An 18,864-nucleotide genomic window follows, 5' to 3' on the forward strand; every position below is an offset into this window, starting at 1 on the left:
GTGTTATACTATTTAAAAGCTACGCATAAAAGGAAGAATTATGACCTGTATTTTTTGCCATCAACTCAATGAAACAGACATCCTCTACCAGACAGAACATTTCAAACTCGTGTGGGATATTGACCCGATTCAAACGGGGCACCTGCTGATTATCAGCAAAGAACACTATGACACACTTAGTCAAGTTCCTCCTGCTGTTCGTTATGAATTATCGGACTTAGAAGTCTTCTTAACTGAGAAACTCTGTCAAGCATTGGCAATTGACGGCGTGACTCTTGCTTGTAACGACCGCTTATTCGATGCAGGAACCCACTTCCATGTTCACCTAATCCCACGTTTTCAATCAGACGGCTTCTGGGATAAGATCACACTCCCCCAAGCCAAACTGGAACTCGCCCACTTTCTTCAAACATTATAAAAAGCAGCCCGACGGCTGCTTTTACGCTTGCTTATATCAACTCTTCTACTTCATAGACCGTATCTTCCAGCACCTCTTGGTAAGCCTCCAAATCGTAGGCCACTGAAGTTTCCACCTCAGCCAATTGTTCTTCCAGCTGGATGTTCACCTCTTCCACTCCATCCAACTCCAAGAGATGGTTGGTCACATGTTTGACGCAGTTTTGACAAGACAAGTTTTTCAATTTCAAGGTTTGTTTCATGTTCTTTCTCCTTTTTTATACTCAATGAAAATCAAAATCAGACTACCTCCAAAGGTTTGGGGAACCTTTGGAGGTTGGAAATTGGGCGAACGAAGTTCGTTTCTCCAAGAGCAGATAGAACCCTACTACTTTCGCATTTTCAGGTAGTAGGCTGTAAAGCTCCACCGGAACTTTACACTCTTCAAATCAAGTCAACAACGTCTGAGGTTGATTTTCGAAGAGTATGATGATGTCCGCAGGTACATTGACCTGCCAAGCACTGACAGACCACATGCTCAGGTGCTGATTCTTGCAACTGACGAATTTTTATCGCCAACTTTTCTAAAGTCTTTTTGGAAAAAATCCCTGTGTCCAGCAGGTTTTCGACCAACTGTCCCTGTTTTGTGGAACAGATGGTAGCCAGTAAGAGCTCCACCTGCTCCTGCAAATGTGCTTCTTCGCTGATTAGCGGGTAATAATGATACTTGCTAGTTTCCTTGACCATGCGCAAATAGTCTTTCTTCCGCAACCGCCCCAGCAGCGTCTTAATGGTTGTCGCCTGCCAATCAAACCCCTCCTGCAAGGCCTGAATGATTTCCTGAGAAGTCGCCCCAGGTTGCGCCCAAAGAACCCGCATAACCTGCCACTCCGCAGCTGAAATCGTCTGCTCCACACTCTCACCTCCAACCAATCAGATTTCTAAATTTAGTTTACACTTGTAGTCAAATTCTGTCAAGAAGAAAGACCGAACGCTCTGTTCAGTCTTACTCTCTTAGTGAGCCAACATTTCCTGACCAATTTCCAAACCAGTCAATCCATCTGGGTAGTAGGTTGGCCAATTTTCCAACTCTTCCAATAATTTTTCTTGGCTCTCTCCACCAAAATAGATATGGAAGTGACCAGTTTTAACTGGTGCAATATTATGGTCACTAAATTGAACATACTTGTAATCTCCAGCATCCGCATCTGTTGCTTCAAACAAGAAACGCACGCCACGATTGCCTTTTTTATAGGTCAAAATTTTGTAACCGACATACTTGTAAGTATACTTGTAGGACTTGTCACCCACTACAAATTCCATGGTCTTGTCTGTGATGTTGATATGGTCAACATCCGTCTTGTAACCCGTATCGTAGTAAGATTTGTATTCTTCTGCTGTCATGCCACCTTTGAGTTTAGCCTTGTAGTCCCAGACCTGATCCAAGGTTCCATCCACCAGATAAGGGTAAACAGACTGCCAATTACCAGCATAATCAGAAAGCGTCCGATCTTTTACTGCACTATCTTCAAAATAGCCATTGTAAACGGTCTGAGCCGTTTCTCCCCCATCTTCTGGCAAAATCTCTGAACCTGCCTGACTAGTGGTTTTTTCAAGAGCTGCCAAGTTTGCTTCCATAACAGAAATATAATTCTCACCCTTGTCCATTGCTTCCTGCGTCAAGCTTTCCAGAGGATTGAGCACATCCAACTGAACACCTGTTTCCTTGGCAAGAGTTTCTGCAACGGACTTAGAAGCATTTTCCTCGAAGTAAATATACTTGATGCCGTACTTGTTGATGTATTCTGCTAATTCTGCCAAACGTGATGGAGTCGGATCTTCATCTGCTGCAACACCCGTGATAGACACCTGTTTCAAACCATAATCTAAAGCTAGGTAGGCAAAGGCAGTGTGTTGTGTCACAAAGTATTTCTGTTTCGCCGCAGACAAGGTTTCCGAATACTTCATATCCAAGGTATCCAACTTTTCAATATAAGCTGCCGCATTTTCTTCAAAAGCATCTTTCTTTTCCGGATATTTAGCCACTAAGCTGTCACGAATATTCTCTACAAGAGTTATCGCGCGCTCTGGGGACAACCAAACATGGGGATCATAAGCGTGCTCATGGCCTTCCCCTTCCGCGTGGTCATGGTCTTCTTCACTTCCTGGCAAGAGAAGCATGCCCTCCGTCGCCTTAACAACATGAACCTTGTCAGTATCAACCGACTCAACAACCTCAGGTACCCAAGTTTCCATGTTCTCATTTTCATAGACAAAAACATCTGCTTCTTGGATGGTCGCAATATCCTTGGCAGATGGCTCAAAATCATGAACCTCTGTTCCTGCCTCTATCAAGAGATTAACATTTCCCTCATCTCCCACTACTTGTTTGGTAAACTCATAGACAGGGTAGAAGGTAGTAACAATATCCACTGTGTCATCCTGAGAACTTGTTCCCTGACTGCAGGCAGCCAAGAGCAATACGCTCAATCCCAAACCAAATCTAACTAACTTTTTCATCGAAATACTCCTTATTTTTTTAATTTTTGGAATACGTTCACCAGCAGGAAAATACTGATGAAAATCAAGGTGATGCTGGCGCTGGCCGGTGTTTCTGCATAGTAGGAAGTAAAGAGTCCTGCTACCATTCCCACAAAACCAATCGCCATCCCAATAAAGATAACAGCTTTAAAGCTCTTTCCCAATCGTAAAGCAATGGAAGCCGGCAAAACCATTATAGTTGAAACCAACAATGCTCCCGCAGCAGGAATCATCAGTGCGATCGCAACCCCTGTCACCACATTGAAGGCAATAGACATAGCTCGAACCGGCAAACCATCAACAAAAGCAGTGTCCTCATCAAAAGTCAAGATATACATGGGCCGCAAAAAGAACACGGTTAACAGAACAACCACTAAAGCAATAATAAACAGAGCCACTACCTGTTCCTGACTAATTGTCACAATCGAACCAAAAAGGTATTGTTCCAAGCTTAAACTCGATTTTCCTCCCGACTGATTCATCACAATCAACGAAATCGCTAAGCCCGTTGACATCAAAATCGCTGTCCCAATCTCCATGAAGTTCTTGTAAATGGTGCGCAAATACTCCAAGAAAACCGCAGCGATAATAACCACCAAAATGGTTGAAAAAGTAGGAGAAACTCCTAAAACCAAGCCAAAAGCCACTCCCGCCAGCGAAACGTGACTAAGCGTATCGCTCATCAAACTTTGCCGTCTTAAAATCAGAAAGACACCCAAAATCGGAGAAAACAAACTCATCGCAATAATCGCCCAGAAGGCCCTCTGCATGAAATCATAGTTAAAAACAGACAAGTCTAGCGCATTAAACATGGCCCACCTCCTCGTCCTTCTCATGAACATTGAAGCAGCGCCATGGCGACTCCTGATTCCGCACTAAATAGATATTACGGTCTGCATATTTTTCCAACTCATCCGGATCATGCGTAATCATCAAGACCGACTTCCCATGCCTTTTAGCAGAATGGTGCATCAGCTGATAAAAAGCTTCCTTGGTACCGGCATCCATTCCTGTCGTCGGCTCATCCAGAATAAAAATATCCGGGTCTGATGCAAACATCCGAGCAATCACCGCTCGCTGTTTTTGTCCACCACTCAAAGAACCCAACCGCTTATTGCGATGTTCCCACATCCCGACAGATTCCAAACTCGTCTGAATATGCTCCTCATCATGAGCTGTTAACCGACGAAACCATCCCTGCCGCGGATAGCGACCGGATTTAACAAACTCATAAACTGTACTGGGAAATCCAGCATTGAAACTCGCAATCTGTTGTGGCAGATAAGCCATCCGCAATTTTTTCCCAGAAATACTCGTTTCAGAAATATAAACCTTCCCTTGTTTGGGCTTTAAGATACCCAGTGTTGCCTTGATCAAAGTCGTCTTAGCAGCCCCGTTCTCCCCCGTCAAGGTCACAAATTCCCCACTGTCCAAATGGTAACGGATGTGTTCCAAAACAGGCTCCTTGTCGTAATAAAAGGACAGATCCTCCACTGTAATATATCTCATGATTTCTTTATCTTTCCAACCAAATCTGTCAAAAAACGACTGATGACTGCCTGCTCAGACTCCGAATAAGCTGACAGAAGTTCCTTATAAGAGGCAATCGTATGAGCATGATGATGAGCGTGTTCCGCAGCAATCGGCTTGGCTGTCTCGGTCAAACTGTAACGCACCACCCGAGCATCCTTGCTATCTCGAACAGCCACTAACATCTCCTGAGCAATCAAGGACTTAATCGCCTTGGTAATCGCAGCCTGGCTTACATTCAGCTGACGAGCAATCTCCGTATTTGTATAGGAATTATTCTCAATCAGCATCAAAATATGTTCCTGAGTATTGGTCAAGGTTACTCCACTCTGACAAGTCCCAACCAAGATTTCCAGCTGATTTTCCGAGCATAAAACAATATCATGCAAACTCTGATCGATCTGATGAGCCAATGTTTCCATATTTGCACCAATCCTTAATCATTTAATTAACTCGTTAATTATATCATAAAAATAAAAAATATTAATCATTTTCACTTCATTTTCAAAAAAACTTCGTTATAGAGAATCCCAGCAGCAAAAATATACTGAAAGACACTGACTTAATTCGTTCTCATTTGAGTAAATACTGGTCTTTCGTACAAATTTCGCACAAAAACAAAAGAAATACTGGTTTTTCGTACAAAAACAAAGAAACGCTGATAAACAACGTTTCTTCTTTATAAACTATACCGGCGGCCGGGGTCGAACCGGCACGTCCTTGCGGACACTGGATTTTGAGTCCAGCGCGTCTGCCAATTCCGCCACGCCGGCATATAGTTTTTAACTGGGGTAGCTGGATTCGAACCAACGCATGAGGGAGTCAAAGTCCCTTGCCTTACCGCTTGGCGATACCCCAATAATCAATAGGCGAGTGATGGGAATCGAACCCACGAATGTCAGAGCCACAATCTGATGTGTTAACCACTTCACCACACCCGCCATTATAAAAACACGGGCAGTAGGAATTGAACCCACACTGAAGGTTTTGGAGACCTTAGTTCTACCTTTAAACTATGCCCGTAAAGGTATGGAAGGGGAGGGATTCGAACCCCCGAACCCGAAGGAGCGGATTTACAGTCCGCCGCGTTTAGCCTCTTCGCTACCCTTCCAAAATATTAAATTAATGGCGCGAGACGGAATCGAACCGCCGACACATGGAGCTTCAATCCATTGCTCTACCAACTGAGCTACCGAGCCATATCCACAATCGGAAATTGCGGGAGCAGGATTTGAACCTACGACCTTCGGGTTATGAGCCCGACGAGCTACCTAGCTGCTCCATCCCGCGTTATTACTATTCAAGGAGGATGTGGGATTCGAACCCACGCACGCTTTTACACGCCTGACGGTTTTCAAGACCGTTCCCTTCAGCCGGACTTGGGTAATCCTCCAATATCAATACAGTCCGTACGGGATTCGAACCCGTGTTACCGCCGTGAAAAGGCGGTGTCTTAACCCCTTGACCAACGGACCATAATGCTAATGGGCACGAGTGGAATCGAACCACCGACCTCACGCTTATCAGGCGTGCGCTCTAACCATCTGAGCTACGCGCCCAAACCTACTTGTTTGGGTATGAACATATGTTCAAAGCGGGTGACGAGAATCGAACTCGCGACAACAGCTTGGAAGGCTGTAGTTTTACCACTAAACTACACCCGCTTAATAAAATGGGAGTTAACGGGATCGAACCGCTGACCCTCTGCTTGTAAGGCAGATGCTCTCCCAGCTGAGCTAAACTCCCAAGGGTAAAGAGCCTAACTCAACTGAGCTAAACTCCCTATGTGCTAAGCGACTACCGTATCTCACAGGGGGCAACCCCCAACTACTTCAGGCGTTCTAGGGCTTAACTGCTGTGTTCGGCATGGGTACAGGTGTATCTCCTAGGCTATCGTCACTTAACTCGTTACTGTCTGAGTATAAAATATTCTTCCATATTTGTCAACTCAAAATTGAATATCTACCTACAAGATAACCGATGCTGGACTTTTCTTCGGATAAGTCCTCGAGCGATTAGTATTGGTCCGCTTCACATGTCGCCACGCTTCCACTCCCAACCTATCTACCTGATCTTCTCTCAGGGCTCTTACTAACATAAAGTTATGGGAAATCTCATCTTGAGGTGGGTTTCACACTTAGATGCTTTCAGCGTTTATCCCTTCCCTACATAGCTACCCAGCGATGCCTCTGGCGAGACAACTGGTACACCAGCGGTAAGTCCACTCTGGTCCTCTCGTACTAGGAGCAGATCCTCTCAAATTTCCTACGCCCGCGACGGATAGGGACCGAACTGTCTCACGACGTTCTGAACCCAGCTCGCGTGCCGCTTTAATGGGCGAACAGCCCAACCCTTGGGACCGACTACAGCCCCAGGATGCGACGAGCCGACATCGAGGTGCCAAACCTCCCCGTCGATGTGAACTCTTGGGGGAGATAAGCCTGTTATCCCCAGGGTAGCTTTTATCCGTTGAGCGATGGCCCTTCCATACGGAACCACCGGATCACTAAGCCCGACTTTCGTCCCTGCTCGAGTTGTAGCTCTCGCAGTCAAGCTCCCTTATACCTTTACACTCTGCGATTGATTTCCAACCAATCTGAGGGAACCTTTGGGCGCCTCCGTTACCTTTTAGGAGGCGACCGCCCCAGTCAAACTGCCCGTCAGACACTGTCTCCGTAGATGATAAACCTACCGGGTTAGAGTAGCCATAACACAAGGGTAGTATCCCAACAGCGCCTCTGTCGAAACTGGCGTCCCGACTTCATTGGCTCCTACCTATCCTGTACATGTGGTACAGATACTCAATATCAAACTGCAGTAAAGCTCCATGGGGTCTTTCCGTCCTGTCGCGGGTAACCTGCATCTTCACAGGTACTAAAATTTCACCGAGTCTCTCGTTGAGACAGTGCCCAAATCATTACGCCTTTCGTGCGGGTCGGAACTTACCCGACAAGGAATTTCGCTACCTTAGGACCGTTATAGTTACGGCCGCCGTTTACTGGGGCTTCAATTCAGATCTTCGCTTACGCTAAACCCTCCTCTTAACCTTCCAGCACCGGGCAGGCGTCACCCCCTATACATCATCTTACGATTTAGCAGAGAGCTGTGTTTTTGATAAACAGTTGCTTGGGCCTATTCACTGCGGCTCAGCTTAGCTGAGCACCCCTTCTCCCGAAGTTACGGGGTCATTTTGCCGAGTTCCTTAACGAGAGTTCTCTCGATCACCTGAGGCTACTCGCCTCGACTACCTGTGTCGGTTTGCGGTACGGGTAGAGTATGATACAACGCTAGAAGCTTTTCTCGGCAGTGTGACGTCACTAACTTCGCTACTAATCTTCGCTCCCCATCACAGCTCAATGTTACAGAAATAAGCATTTGACTCATTTCACACCTCACTGCTTAGCCCAGCACTTCCATTCGCTGGGTTTAGTTAGCCTACTGCGTCCCTCCATCACTTCATACTCTAGTACAGGAATATCAACCTGTTGTCCATCGGATACACCCTTCGGTCTCTCCTTAGGTCCCGACTAACCCAGGGCGGACGAGCCTTCCCCTGGAAACCTTAGTCTTACGGTGGATGGGATTCTCACCCATCTTGCGCTACTCATACCGGCATTCTCACTTCTATGCGTTCCAGCACTCCTCACGGTATACCTTCTCCACACATAGAACGCTCTCCTACCATAACACCTAAGTGTTATCCACAGCTTCGGTAAATTGTTTTAGCCCCGGTACATTTTCGGCGCAGGGTCACTCGACTAGTGAGCTATTACGCACTCTTTGAATGAATAGCTGCTTCTAAGCTAACATCCTAGTTGTCTGTGCAACCCCACATCCTTTTCCACTTAACAATTATTTTGGGACCTTAGCTGGTGGTCTGGGCTGTTTCCCTTTCGACTACGGATCTTAGCACTCGCAGTCTGACTGCCGATCATGAATCGTTGGCATTCGGAGTTTATCTGAAATCAGTAAACCGAGATGGCCCCCTCATCCAAACAGTGCTCTACCTCCAAGATTCTTACATATCGACGCTAGCCCTAAAGCTATTTCGGAGAGAACCAGCTATCTCCAAGTTCGTTTGGAATTTCTCCGCTACCCACAAGTCATCCAAGCACTTTTCAACGTGCCCTGGTTCGGTCCTCCAGTGCGTCTTACCGCACCTTCAACCTGCTCATGGGTAGGTCACATGGTTTCGGGTCTACGACATAATACTAATCCGCCCTTTTCAGACTCGGTTTCCCTACGGCTCCGTCTCTTCAACTTAACCTCGCATCATATCGTAACTCGCCGGTTCATTCTACAAAAGGCACGCTCTCACCCATTAACGGGCTCGAACTTCTTGTAGGCACACGGTTTCAGGTTCTATTTCACTCCCCTTCCGGGGTGCTTTTCACCTTTCCCTCACGGTACTGGTTCACTATCGGTCACTAGGGAGTATTTAGGGTTGGGAGATGGTCCTCCCAGATTCCGACGAGATTTCGCGTGTCTCGCCGTACTCAGGATACTGTTAGGTAGATAGACTATTTCGAATACGAGGCTCTCACTCTCTTTGGCTGACCTTCCCATGCCATTCTTCTATACTCTATCCGTCCACGTTACAGTCCTACAACCCCGAGAAGTAAACTTCTCGGTTTGCCCTCCTGCCTTTTCGCTCGCCGCTACTAAGGCAATCGCTTTTGCTTTCTCTTCCTGCAGCTACTTAGATGTTTCAGTTCACTGCGTCTTCCCTCCGCTACCCTTAACAGGTAGGGATACTAGCCAGTAGCTAGTGGGTTCCCCCATTCGGACATCTCTGGATCAATGCTCACTTACAGCTCCCCAAAGCATTTCGTCGTTTGTCACGTCCTTCATCGGCTCCTAGTGCCAAGGCATCCACCGTGCGCCCTTATTAACTTAACCTTATTACTAGTTTTTTCTAAACTAGAAATTGTACTCAGACTAAAATCCTAGTGAAAATGATAAACTGACTTGTGTGCAAGACACACTGCGTTAGTTTCCTATTTTCATACGGATTTCTTAACGTCTTCGTAACTTGTTTAAACTCATTAAATAGTCACAGCGTTTTCGGTTTATTTTCTTGTTACTATTCTTAATATATCTTCTCAGATATATCAGGATTGTTTGATAGATATTCAATTTTCAATGGACAAATACATGATATTAAGAACCGGTGCGACTTGCGCAAAACTTGCGTAGAATAAGGAGTGAACCAGCGACGTGTCCATAAGACACTAGATGGTTTCGACTTATTCCTAGAAAGTTTAGGTTCGTATTCAAATATCATCTTATCTAGTTGAACACGAGATTCATTTCTTAGGAAAAATGATGAACTGCCTTGTGTGTCAAGCACACTGCGTCAGTTCCCTATTTTTCTACAGAAATGTCGGCAAGCCGAACATCTCTTTGTATCCTAGATAATGGAGCCTAGCGGGATCGAACCGCTGACCTCCTGCGTGCAAAGCAGGCGCTCTCCCAGCTGAGCTAAGGCCCCGTACATGTTAATGTACCTGTTAACGTATTTAATTGTTTCGATATAATATCATTTCTTGAGACGCTGGTCCCTGTCGTGCACTAGCTCCGCTAGTTTCGACAAAGCTTCAACCTAACGGTTTCGCTTAGCTGAGCTAAGGCCCCACAAGACCTCTCAAAATTAAAGAAGACTAACGTACAGGTTTCCATTTCCTTAGAAAGGAGGTGATCCAGCCGCACCTTCCGATACGGCTACCTTGTTACGACTTCACCCCAATCATCTATCCCACCTTAGGCGGCTGGCTCCTAATAGGTTACCTCACCGACTTCGGGTGTTACAAACTCTCGTGGTGTGACGGGCGGTGTGTACAAGGCCCGGGAACGTATTCACCGCGGCGTGCTGATCCGCGATTACTAGCGATTCCGACTTCATGTAGGCGAGTTGCAGCCTACAATCCGAACTGAGACTGGCTTTAAGAGATTAGCTTGCCGTCACCGACTTGCGACTCGTTGTACCAGCCATTGTAGCACGTGTGTAGCCCAGGTCATAAGGGGCATGATGATTTGACGTCATCCCCACCTTCCTCCGGTTTATTACCGGCAGTCTCGCTAGAGTGCCCAACTTAATGATGGCAACTAACAATAGGGGTTGCGCTCGTTGCGGGACTTAACCCAACATCTCACGACACGAGCTGACGACAACCATGCACCACCTGTCACCGATGTACCGAAGTAAAACTCTATCTCTAGAGCGGGCATCGGGATGTCAAGACCTGGTAAGGTTCTTCGCGTTGCTTCGAATTAAACCACATGCTCCACCGCTTGTGCGGGCCCCCGTCAATTCCTTTGAGTTTCAGCCTTGCGGCCGTACTCCCCAGGCGGAGTGCTTAATGCGTTAGCTGCGGCACTGAGTCCCGGAAAGGACCCAACACCTAGCACTCATCGTTTACGGCGTGGACTACCAGGGTATCTAATCCTGTTCGCTACCCACGCTTTCGAGCCTCAGCGTCAGTTACAGACCAGAGAGCCGCTTTCGCCACCGGTGTTCCTCCATATATCTACGCATTTCACCGCTACACATGGAATTCCACTCTCCCCTTCTGCACTCAAGTTTGACAGTTTCCAAAGCGTACTATGGTTAAGCCACAGCCTTTTACTTCAGACTTATCAAACCGCCTGCGCTCGCTTTACGCCCAATAAATCCGGACAACGCTCGGGACCTACGTATTACCGCGGCTGCTGGCACGTAGTTAGCCGTCCCTTTCTGGTAAGTTACCGTCACTGTGTGAACTTTCCACTCTCACACTCGTTCTTCTCTTACAACAGAGCTTTACGATCCGAAAACCTTCTTCACTCACGCGGCGTTGCTCGGTCAGGGTTCCCCCCATTGCCGAAGATTCCCTACTGCTGCCTCCCGTAGGAGTCTGGGCCGTGTCTCAGTCCCAGTGTGGCCGATCACCCTCTCAGGTCGGCTATGTATCGTCGCCTTGGTGAGCCGTTACCCCACCAACTAGCTAATACAACGCAGGTCCATCTCATAGTGAAGCATTTGCTCCTTTCAAGTATTTACCATGCGATAAATACTGTTATGCGGTATTAGCTATCGTTTCCAATAGTTATCCCCCGCTATGAGGCAGGTTACCTACGCGTTACTCACCCGTTCGCGACTCATGATGAATGGTGGAGCAAGCTCCGGTATCCACCATGCGTTCCACTTGCATGTATTAGGCACGCCGCCAGCGTTCGTCCTGAGCCAGGATCAAACTCTCATTTAAATAATCGTTTGTCCGGCTAAGCACTCTGGCTTATCCGTTTATTGTTTTGTCATTGACGATTTATCTCTTAGATAAATCACCCTGCACGTTTGGTTCGTCTTCTTTAATTTTCAAAGGTCTTGTGCTCGCCCTCATCAGGCGACAACTATATCAGTATATCAGATACCTACGCACCTGTCAACTACTTTTTCTCCTTTTTTGAATTTTTTTCGTGATTTTTTTCGTGACCGCTTCTGATGCCCCTCTATTGCTTGGAGAAGCTCCTTATACTGCATGTTAATAATGGGACTTGTGCTTTCTTCATTCAATAGCAGTTTAGGAAGAAGGCACTCCTTCTTCCTAATTAGGTTTGTAGTCACTGAGGTAGCTTTTTAAATCCGATAGCATTGTTCTGCGGCCTTTGAAGCGGCCGCCGCTTATCAGCTGATCATAGTTGGCTTGTTGGGAGGCCGGAAGTTGGTGGCGATAGTCGCGCAACATCCCGCGAAGAATGACCAAGTCGTCGTTCATAAGGCCGGGACTGGCTACTAGGTGGGAGAGAGTGTCTAGGTCTTCGTGAGCCATGCGGTCAAACCGGCGTTTCTGACTTTCTTGTTTGCGAATGACATCTTTGATGTGATTCCTGAACTTAACCTTGTAGTAGCGATAGAGGCTGGAATCATCGCTGGCCAACTGGGGATGTTGCCTCAGCAGTTGATGGAGGACCAGCATCCCTTCCTGGTCCCAGTCGTCTTTTTCCCAGAGCTTAATATAATAGTCCTTGCGGGCACGGTGGACGATGCCGGACACTTTCCGATAGAGTCTTGAAAATTCCATATGTTCTCCTTTCCTCTTTAGTCTACTATTTCTCAACAAAAGACAACAGGACTTCTTTGTCCTGTTGGGAATATGAAAACTGCCAAACTTAGGTTAGCAGTCCTTGTAAATATTTTTCTTCTTGATAGCCTCTTTGACAAAGGCCCTGAATAGAACAATCCAGCAACTCTTTAGACAGTTGTCGAATCGCCTCTAGCTCTGTAGGCTCTACATTGTTTCTGGAAAAACGCTGCCGGAGCGCTTGATAATCAGTGCCATATATTTGGTAAAAATCAGTTGTTAATAATATCTGCTCAAAGGAGGCTAGGTTTTCTAACAAGCCCAACTGAAAGGCTGTTGGGGCAAATGTCTTTTCCCACGGCTGGGCACAAACGCTACGAAATTCAACAGTCCCCCGGCTAGTTAATTCTTGATAATGATAAGAGCGGTGGGTGTCAAAATCTTTTTCTAGCGGTTGTAGTATTCGTTGCAATCCTTTGGAATCATAGGCCAGTATTTGAGACTGCTTGAGGTAGTCTTGGGCTTGCCACGGGCAAAAATAATAAAATTCGCCCTCTCGTTCTGCGTGAAAAATTGCCGAACGTCCCATGTAAGCAAGGTAGTCTTCCTCAGAATGAAATTCTTCAGAATAAAGGCCTATATTCTCCTTGAAAAAACCATGCATAGACGCCTCCCAAAAGTGATCGCGTGAAATAGTCGCGTCTGGAAGAACGGTGGGCGAGGCTGAATTTGCAAATAAGTAGGCTTTAACTGCCTCTATCTTATTAAAAGCGTTGAGCACTCGGAAAACATTCGCTTTGGAAACATCGAATTGTACTTGGTTTCCACAGATAAAGGCTCCGTAAATTGGATACAGGTGCATCGTTGGATAATCCTTGGCTAGGGTTAAAAAGCCCATTAACATTTGATAGCGTGGAGAGGAAACAGGGCGGTTATCATTGATCTGCCAATTAGGATTGACTCCTTTTCCTTGCAACTCATGCCGTTGTTGGCGCAAAAAAGTCTGGATATATTCTACATATTGCTTCAGACGCTCTTCCACTTCTTGGATTTTCTTGGCTTTGGCAAATGCAAATTCAATGGTATTGTAGGACACTTCAAACAGAATACAGTCGTCATTCGCATGCCGTAACTGAATGGGATTTCCCTCATCATCCATTTTTTCCACTTTAAAAGCAAATCGATGGGTTAGCTCAACCATCAATTGCTTGGCAAGTTGGATGTCGGTTGCTTGTCCATCTAGGTGAACGATGGGGTATTCCAACTCAATGCCGATATAGATCTCCGGGTTATCCTTAATAGGATCTAAGTAGCGACGTTTCAATAATTCTTTTGCTCTTTCCATGCCATCTCCTACTATGTTTTTATTAGTATAGCAAAATATGGAGCTGGGTCAACTGAGAAGGCTTAACAAAAACGCCTGCTTACGAAATTATTCTAGGTTAGAGTAATTTCGTAAACAAGCGTCACGTTTTTCATCTGATGATGAGTGTTACCGCTGGGAAACACCCCAGCGGTAGACCAGAGCTAGACTAAGAGCTCACGCAGAACTCCACCATCATAACACTCAACAAAATTGATGATTTTATACAAGTTCGATAATTGCCATCGGTGCAGCATCACCACGACGTGGTTCAGTTTTGAGAATACGAGTGTATCCACCGTTGCGCTCTGCATAACGAGGTGCCAATTCAGAGAACAATTTTTGAAGTGCTGTAGTAGAAGTATACTTGTCAGTAGCTTCGTCGTAGTTTTCTGATGCAATTTCGTTGCGTACAAAAGCAGCTGCTTGACGACGGGCATGCAAATCTCCACGTTTACCAAGTGTGATCATTTTTTCAACTGTTTTACGGATTTCTTTAGCACGAGCTTCAGTTGTTACGATTGATTCGTTGATCAAAAGGTCAGTTGTCAAATCGCGAAGCATCGCTTTACGTTGTGAGCTAGTGCGTCCTAGTTTACGGTATGCCATGATTTCCTCCTATATTATTTATCTTTTTTCAATCCTAGACCAAGATCAGCCAATTTAACTTTGACTTCTTCCAAGCTCTTGCGTCCAAGATTTCGTACTTTCATCATTTCTGGTTCCGTTTTTTCTGTCAAATCAAATACAGTATTGATACCTGCACGTTTCAGACAGTTGTATGAACGGACAGACAAATCCAATTCCTCAATTGTACGATCAAGCATGCGATCGTCAGAAGCAACTTCGGCTTCTTTCATCACTTCTGTTGATTTTGCTACTTCGGTCAAGTCAGTAAAGAGACCCAAGTGTTCCATCAAAATGCGCGCTGAAAGACCTAAGGCATCTTCAGGAATAATGGTGCCATTTGTCATGATTTCAAGTGTTAATTTGTCAAAACCATCATTGCTACCAACACGAGCTGGTTCAACTTGGTAGTTGACTTTTTTCACTGGCGTATAGATAGAATCTACTGCGAGTGTTCCCACAGGTGCATCATCCTTCTTGTTTCCTTCTGCTGGAACGTAGCCGCGTCCTGAACCAATTGTCAAAGTGGCTTGGAACTTAGCGCCTTCAGCAATGGTAAAGAGATAATGGTCTGGGTTTACAATTTCAATGTCACTGTCTGTAAGAATATCTCCGGCAGTAATTTCTGCTGGGCCTACTACATCCAGTTCGATTTTCTTTTCGTCTTCGACATAAGATTTTACAGCAATGCCTTTGATGTTCAGAATAATCTGCATAACATCTTCACGGACACCTGGAACTGTGTCGAATTCGTGGAGTACGCCATCAATTTTGATGGAGGTTACTGCAGCACCTGGTAGTGATGCGAGAAGTACGCGACGAAGTGAGTTCCCAAGAGTTGTACCGTAGCCACGTTCAAGTGGTTCGATGACAAATCTGCCGTAATCTTTATTTTCATCAATTTTTGTTATAGTTGGTTTTTCAAACTCAATCATTTCTTACTCCCTCTTAAACGAAAAGCTGTGTATCGTTAAACTGATTATACACGGCGACGTTTTGGAGGACGAGCACCATTGTGTGGTACAGGAGTCACATCACGAATTGCTGTTACTTCAAGACCAGCGGCAGCAAGAGCGCGGATAGCAGACTCACGACCTGAACCTGGGCCTTTAACGGTAACTTCAACTGTTTTAAGACCGTGTTCTTGTGCAGATTTAGCAGCTGCTTCTGAAGCCATTTGTGCTGCGAATGGTGTAGATTTACGAGAACCTTTGAAACCAAGAGCACCAGCTGATGACCAAGCAATAGCGTTACCATGCACATCAGTAATCATAACAATAGTGTTATTAAATGTAGCGTGAATATGAGCGATACCAGATTCGATATTCTTTTTCACACGACGTTTACGCGTTGGTTTAGCCAATTTTTCTACCTCCTATTTTATTTTTTCTTACCTGCGATCGCAACAGCTTTACCTTTACGAGTGCGGGCATTGTTTTTGGTGTTTTGTCCACGGACAGGAAGTCCACGACGGTGACGGATACCACGGTATGAACCGATTTCCATCAAACGTTTGATGTTCAAGTTCACTTCACGACGAAGGTCACCTTCCACTTTAATCGCATCAACTTCACGACGGATAGCGTCTTCTTGATCAGATGTCAAGTCTTTCACGCGAACATCTTCTGAGATACCTGCAGCAGCAAGAATTTTCTTAGAAGTTGCGAGACCGATACCGTAAACGTAAGTCAATGAAATTACTACACGTTTGTCATTTGGAATGTCAACTCCAGCAATACGAGCCATGTTTTCTCCTTTCTATTTCTTAACCTTGACGTTGCTTGTGTTTAGGGTTTGCTGGGCAAATCACCATAACACGACCATTACGACGAATAACTTTGCAGTATTCGCAAATTGGTTTGACCGATGGTCTTACTTTCATGTTTAATCCCTCCAAGTATTTCGATTATTTAAAGCGGTATGTGATACGTCCACGCGTCAAGTCATAAGGACTTAGTTCAACTGTCACACGGTCTCCGACCAAAATACGGATGTAGTTTTTACGGATTTTACCTGAAACAGTCGCAAGAACTTGGTGCCCATTTTCCAACTCAACAGTAAACATAGCATTCGGCATTGTATCAACTACTTTGCCTTCAATTTCAATCACATCTTCTTTCGCCATGCAAAAGTATCCCCCTCTAAATTTCGATTTGATGCCCTCTGAACACAGAGGTAACAATTATAAGTCAGACTAGCCTATTTTATCATTTTGAAATTGAAAAAGCAAGCTAAATCCCTTTATTTATTGCAATTTTGATAAAACAGCATCGATAGCTGCAAATACTAATTCGATGTCTTGATTGCCTTCGATGTCATGAACCAATCCTTTGGCACGATAATGCTCAATGATCGGTGCACCTTGGGCAATATTTACTTCCAAGCGGCGTTTGACAGATTCAGGTTTGTCGTCTTCACGTTGGTAATAATCTTCTTCCTTGTAGTCACCTGCTGGTGGATTGAAGACTTTATGGAAGGTTTCACCTGTCACCTTGTGGATAATACGGCCACTCAAGCGTTCTACTAATTTGGCAGGGTCAATCTCGATGTTAATAACACCTTGCAAATCAATACCCAGACTAGCTAGATTTTCATCTAGGGCATAGGCTTGCTCAATTGTACGCGGATATCCATCCAGCAAGAAGCCTTTTTCCTTGATGTCATCCTGTGCCAAGCGCTCTTTAACGATTCCATTGGTTACTTCGTCCGGAACAAGATCACCCTTGTCGATGTATGATTTGGCCAAGACTCCCATTTCAGTCTGGTTAGCCATGGCAGCGCGGAACATATCCCCTGTCGAGATGTGGGCCACAGCAAATTTTTCAACAATTTTTGCAGCCTGCGTACCCTTACCAGCACCTGGTAAGCCCATAATTAAAAGATTCATGACAAACTCCTTATTTTATTTTCACATAAATTTGCCATTGTTGACAAACTTATCTAAAAACAAAATAGGGAGTGGACAATCAAGACCTCGTTCGGTGCTTGAGCGCCCACTCGTTGCTTCTGCCTAACTGTTTAGGCAGTTCCTATTTTGTGATTTCCATGAAACCGACATATTTTCTCTTCAAGAGATAGCCTTCCAACTGTTTGATTCCTTCGATACTGGTCATGATTACGATAATCAAACTAGTACCGAGAAAGGCAATATTGGATGACAGTCCCAGAAGATTTTGAGCCAAAATTGGAAGCAGGGCAACAAAGCTGAGGAAAAGCGCCCCAACTGTCGCTAGCCTTGTCAACAATTTGGAAAGAAATTCTTCTGTTCCTTTACCTGGACGCACACCATGAATGTAGGCTGCGCTTTTCTGAAGACTTTCGGCAGTTTTTTCTGGATTTACTTGCACAAAAGTATAGAAGAAGGTAAAGATGACAATCAATCCTGCGTAAACAATCATCCCTTTCACTGTCGAATAATCGAAGAACTCCTGAACTGTCAAGAGCCAGCCTGCTGTCTGATTTTGACTCGCTAGGAACTGGATGATGGAGGTTGGAATTGCAGTGATGGAACCTGCAAAGATAACCGGAATAACACCTGCTGGGTTCAGCTTGAGTGGTAGGTAAGAGCTAGATGGAGCCCCTTGCGCACGCTTTGTGTACTGAATCGGAATCTTGTATTCTGCTTGTTGAACAAAGGTCGTAAAGTAGATGATTACAAGAATAGCAATGACCAAGAGAGCTACAAAAATAGCAGATTCTGTCAAACGGCTTGATTCAATGTTTACAAAACGGTCAACATAAATATCATAGAAGGTTCCTGGCAGCGATGAAATAATCCCTGCAAAGATAATCATAGACGTTCCATTTCCATATCCCTTGTCGGTGATTTGTTCTCCCAGCCAGGTTACAATCATAGAACCTGTAGTGAGAATAGAACCAATCAAAAGATAGGTTTGCCAGTTGAGTGGCATGGTTGTCAGCTTAGCTCCTGAAAGAGCATTGAAGCCAGCGGTTATACCAAGCGATTGAACAAAAGCCAACACGAGAGAAATATAGCGAGTCGCTTGATTGAGTTTGCGACGTCCAACCTCTCCCTGTTTGCCCCATTCTACAAACTTGGGCACAATATCCATCTGCAGCAACTGAACGATGATGGAAGCGGTGATATAGGGACTAACTCCCAAAGCAAAAACCGAGAAGTTACGCATCGCATTTCCTGATACAAGACTAAGCATATTCAAGAAAGGTACGTTTGACAGAGCTTCTAAGCTTTTTGCATTGACACCTGGAACGGTAATGTGGGTCCCCACACGGAAAACCAAAAGGATAAAAAGGGTAAATAAAATCTTACTACGAACCGTTTTTACCTTTAAGGCATCTTTTAGTAGTTTAAAAAACATAGGCCGT

At 45.2% G+C, this 18,864-nt stretch carries 17 protein-coding genes, 13 tRNA genes and 3 rRNA genes; 1 reads left to right on the forward strand and 32 read right to left on the reverse strand.

Annotated elements, in window-relative coordinates:
* Positions 1–40 precede the first annotated feature (40 nt).
* A complete protein-coding gene (locus INT76_RS06270) occupies positions 41–418 on the forward strand; it encodes an HIT family protein (protein ID WP_212569670.1) in 378 nt (125 codons plus the stop codon).
* A gap of 31 nt (positions 419–449) precedes the next feature.
* On the opposite strand, the gene INT76_RS06275 is transcribed toward INT76_RS06270, so the two are convergent.
* The 32 genes from INT76_RS06275 to secY form a co-directional block, all read right to left on the reverse strand.
* Positions 450–659 (reverse strand): heavy-metal-associated domain-containing protein, encoded by a 210-nt coding sequence (locus INT76_RS06275; RefSeq protein ID WP_212569671.1) that lies wholly within the window; start codon positions 657–659, stop codon positions 450–452.
* Between the two features lie 181 nt (positions 660–840).
* A complete protein-coding gene (locus INT76_RS06280) occupies positions 841–1,311 on the reverse strand; it encodes a CopY/TcrY family copper transport repressor (protein WP_212569672.1) in 471 nt (156 codons plus the stop codon).
* 99 nt (positions 1,312–1,410) lie between these two features.
* A complete protein-coding gene (locus INT76_RS06285; protein WP_212569673.1) occupies positions 1,411–2,916 on the reverse strand; it encodes a metal ABC transporter solute-binding protein, Zn/Mn family in 1,506 nt (501 codons plus the stop codon).
* An 11-nt stretch (positions 2,917–2,927) separates the two neighbouring features.
* On the reverse strand, positions 2,928–3,749 hold the full coding sequence (locus tag INT76_RS06290; RefSeq protein ID WP_212569674.1) for a metal ABC transporter permease: 822 nt from the start codon (positions 3,747–3,749) through the stop codon (positions 2,928–2,930).
* Positions 3,742–4,446: a metal ABC transporter ATP-binding protein gene (locus INT76_RS06295; protein ID WP_212569675.1), complete on the reverse strand. Its 705-nt coding sequence runs from the start codon at positions 4,444–4,446 to the stop codon at positions 3,742–3,744. The genes INT76_RS06290 and INT76_RS06295 overlap by 8 nt, the downstream gene beginning before the upstream one ends.
* Positions 4,443–4,889, reverse strand: a complete 447-nt coding sequence (locus tag INT76_RS06300) for a zinc-dependent MarR family transcriptional regulator (RefSeq protein ID WP_212569676.1) — start codon at positions 4,887–4,889, stop codon at positions 4,443–4,445. The genes INT76_RS06295 and INT76_RS06300 overlap by 4 nt, the downstream gene beginning before the upstream one ends.
* A 267-nt stretch (positions 4,890–5,156) precedes the next feature.
* A tRNA-Leu gene (locus tag INT76_RS06305) sits at positions 5,157–5,240 on the reverse strand.
* 13 nt (positions 5,241–5,253) lie between these two features.
* A tRNA-Gln gene (locus tag INT76_RS06310) sits at positions 5,254–5,325 on the reverse strand.
* A gap of 10 nt (positions 5,326–5,335) precedes the next feature.
* Positions 5,336–5,408, reverse strand: a tRNA-His gene (locus tag INT76_RS06315).
* A gap of 11 nt (positions 5,409–5,419) precedes the next feature.
* Positions 5,420–5,490 (reverse strand) — tRNA-Trp (locus INT76_RS06320).
* Positions 5,491–5,497: 7 nt separating this feature from the next.
* Positions 5,498–5,578 (reverse strand) — tRNA-Tyr (locus INT76_RS06325).
* A 15-nt stretch (positions 5,579–5,593) separates the two neighbouring features.
* Positions 5,594–5,666 (reverse strand) — tRNA-Phe (locus INT76_RS06330).
* A gap of 17 nt (positions 5,667–5,683) precedes the next feature.
* Positions 5,684–5,757, reverse strand: a tRNA-Met gene (locus tag INT76_RS06335).
* A gap of 13 nt (positions 5,758–5,770) precedes the next feature.
* Positions 5,771–5,860 (reverse strand) — tRNA-Ser (locus INT76_RS06340).
* A gap of 10 nt (positions 5,861–5,870) precedes the next feature.
* Positions 5,871–5,942: transfer RNA gene (locus INT76_RS06345), tRNA-Glu, on the reverse strand.
* Between the two features lie 10 nt (positions 5,943–5,952).
* Positions 5,953–6,026: transfer RNA gene (locus INT76_RS06350), tRNA-Ile, on the reverse strand.
* Positions 6,027–6,060: 34 nt separating this feature from the next.
* A tRNA-Gly gene (locus INT76_RS06355) sits at positions 6,061–6,131 on the reverse strand.
* Between the two features lie 9 nt (positions 6,132–6,140).
* Positions 6,141–6,213 (reverse strand) — tRNA-Val (locus tag INT76_RS06360).
* 42 nt (positions 6,214–6,255) lie between these two features.
* Positions 6,256–6,371 (reverse strand): 5S ribosomal RNA (gene rrf / locus INT76_RS06365).
* A 91-nt stretch (positions 6,372–6,462) separates the two neighbouring features.
* Positions 6,463–9,366 (reverse strand): 23S ribosomal RNA (locus tag INT76_RS06370).
* Positions 9,367–9,885: 519 nt separating this feature from the next.
* Positions 9,886–9,958 (reverse strand) — tRNA-Ala (locus tag INT76_RS06375).
* A 196-nt stretch (positions 9,959–10,154) separates the two neighbouring features.
* Positions 10,155–11,711: ribosomal RNA gene (locus INT76_RS06380) — 16S ribosomal RNA — on the reverse strand.
* Together the 16S, 23S and 5S rRNA genes with 13 tRNA genes alongside form the textbook arrangement of a ribosomal RNA operon.
* A gap of 339 nt (positions 11,712–12,050) precedes the next feature.
* A complete protein-coding gene (locus INT76_RS06385) occupies positions 12,051–12,527 on the reverse strand; it encodes a sigma-70 RNA polymerase sigma factor region 4 domain-containing protein (RefSeq protein ID WP_212569677.1) in 477 nt (158 codons plus the stop codon).
* Positions 12,528–12,615: 88 nt separating this feature from the next.
* Positions 12,616–13,872, reverse strand: a complete 1,257-nt coding sequence (locus INT76_RS06390) for a glutamate-cysteine ligase family protein (RefSeq protein ID WP_212569678.1) — start codon at positions 13,870–13,872, stop codon at positions 12,616–12,618.
* Positions 13,873–14,112: 240 nt separating this feature from the next.
* Positions 14,113–14,499, reverse strand: a complete 387-nt coding sequence (gene rplQ, locus INT76_RS06395) for a 50S ribosomal protein L17 (protein ID WP_067087647.1) — start codon at positions 14,497–14,499, stop codon at positions 14,113–14,115.
* Positions 14,500–14,513: 14 nt separating this feature from the next.
* Positions 14,514–15,452: a DNA-directed RNA polymerase subunit alpha gene (locus INT76_RS06400; RefSeq protein ID WP_212569679.1), complete on the reverse strand. Its 939-nt coding sequence runs from the start codon at positions 15,450–15,452 to the stop codon at positions 14,514–14,516.
* A gap of 44 nt (positions 15,453–15,496) precedes the next feature.
* Entirely contained in the window at positions 15,497–15,880 is a 384-nt protein-coding gene (gene rpsK, locus INT76_RS06405; protein WP_004195509.1) for a 30S ribosomal protein S11, read from the reverse strand.
* Positions 15,881–15,897: 17 nt separating this feature from the next.
* Complete coding sequence (gene rpsM / locus INT76_RS06410) at positions 15,898–16,263, reverse strand: 30S ribosomal protein S13 (protein WP_002936622.1); 366 nt, start codon at positions 16,261–16,263, stop codon at positions 15,898–15,900.
* 19 nt (positions 16,264–16,282) lie between these two features.
* Entirely contained in the window at positions 16,283–16,399 is a 117-nt protein-coding gene (rpmJ, locus tag INT76_RS06415; RefSeq protein WP_001808836.1) for a 50S ribosomal protein L36, read from the reverse strand.
* A 24-nt stretch (positions 16,400–16,423) separates the two neighbouring features.
* On the reverse strand, positions 16,424–16,642 hold the full coding sequence (gene infA / locus INT76_RS06420) for a translation initiation factor IF-1 (protein ID WP_002936627.1): 219 nt from the start codon (positions 16,640–16,642) through the stop codon (positions 16,424–16,426).
* A 120-nt stretch (positions 16,643–16,762) separates the two neighbouring features.
* Positions 16,763–17,404, reverse strand: coding sequence for an adenylate kinase (locus INT76_RS06425; protein WP_212569680.1), 642 nt, complete (start codon positions 17,402–17,404; stop codon positions 16,763–16,765).
* Between the two features lie 142 nt (positions 17,405–17,546).
* Complete coding sequence (gene secY / locus INT76_RS06430) at positions 17,547–18,857, reverse strand: preprotein translocase subunit SecY (RefSeq protein ID WP_212569681.1); 1,311 nt, start codon at positions 18,855–18,857, stop codon at positions 17,547–17,549.
* Positions 18,858–18,864 lie beyond the last annotated feature (7 nt).

Origin of the sequence: Streptococcus oriscaviae (assembly GCF_018137985.1) — a bacterium.
Taxonomy (GTDB): Bacteria; Bacillota; Bacilli; order Lactobacillales; family Streptococcaceae; genus Streptococcus; species Streptococcus oriscaviae.

What these genes read in the sequence shown, in the direction of transcription:
- INT76_RS06285 (WP_212569673.1), bottom strand. Translation starts at nt 2,916, where the DNA reads ATGAAAAAGTTAGTTAGATTTGGTTTGGGATTGAGCGTATTGCTCTTG.
- INT76_RS06300 (WP_212569676.1), bottom strand. Translation starts at nt 4,889, where the DNA reads ATGGAAACATTGGCTCATCAGATCGATCAGAGTTTGCATGATATTGTT.
- INT76_RS06400 (WP_212569679.1), bottom strand. Translation starts at nt 15,452, where the DNA reads ATGATTGAGTTTGAAAAACCAACTATAACAAAAATTGATGAAAATAAA.
- INT76_RS06385 (WP_212569677.1), bottom strand. Translation starts at nt 12,527, where the DNA reads ATGGAATTTTCAAGACTCTATCGGAAAGTGTCCGGCATCGTCCACCGT.
- rpmJ (WP_001808836.1), bottom strand. Translation starts at nt 16,399, where the DNA reads ATGAAAGTAAGACCATCGGTCAAACCAATTTGCGAATACTGCAAAGTT.
- INT76_RS06275 (WP_212569671.1), bottom strand. Translation starts at nt 659, where the DNA reads ATGAAACAAACCTTGAAATTGAAAAACTTGTCTTGTCAAAACTGCGTC.
- INT76_RS06390 (WP_212569678.1), bottom strand. Translation starts at nt 13,872, where the DNA reads ATGGAAAGAGCAAAAGAATTATTGAAACGTCGCTACTTAGATCCTATT.
- INT76_RS06290 (WP_212569674.1), bottom strand. Translation starts at nt 3,749, where the DNA reads ATGTTTAATGCGCTAGACTTGTCTGTTTTTAACTATGATTTCATGCAG.
- infA (WP_002936627.1), bottom strand. Translation starts at nt 16,642, where the DNA reads ATGGCGAAAGAAGATGTGATTGAAATTGAAGGCAAAGTAGTTGATACA.
- INT76_RS06295 (WP_212569675.1), bottom strand. Translation starts at nt 4,446, where the DNA reads ATGAGATATATTACAGTGGAGGATCTGTCCTTTTATTACGACAAGGAG.
- INT76_RS06270 (WP_212569670.1), top strand. Translation starts at nt 41, where the DNA reads ATGACCTGTATTTTTTGCCATCAACTCAATGAAACAGACATCCTCTAC.
- INT76_RS06425 (WP_212569680.1), bottom strand. Translation starts at nt 17,404, where the DNA reads ATGAATCTTTTAATTATGGGCTTACCAGGTGCTGGTAAGGGTACGCAG.
- rpsM (WP_002936622.1), bottom strand. Translation starts at nt 16,263, where the DNA reads ATGGCTCGTATTGCTGGAGTTGACATTCCAAATGACAAACGTGTAGTA.
- rplQ (WP_067087647.1), bottom strand. Translation starts at nt 14,499, where the DNA reads ATGGCATACCGTAAACTAGGACGCACTAGCTCACAACGTAAAGCGATG.
- secY (WP_212569681.1), bottom strand. Translation starts at nt 18,857, where the DNA reads ATGTTTTTTAAACTACTAAAAGATGCCTTAAAGGTAAAAACGGTTCGT.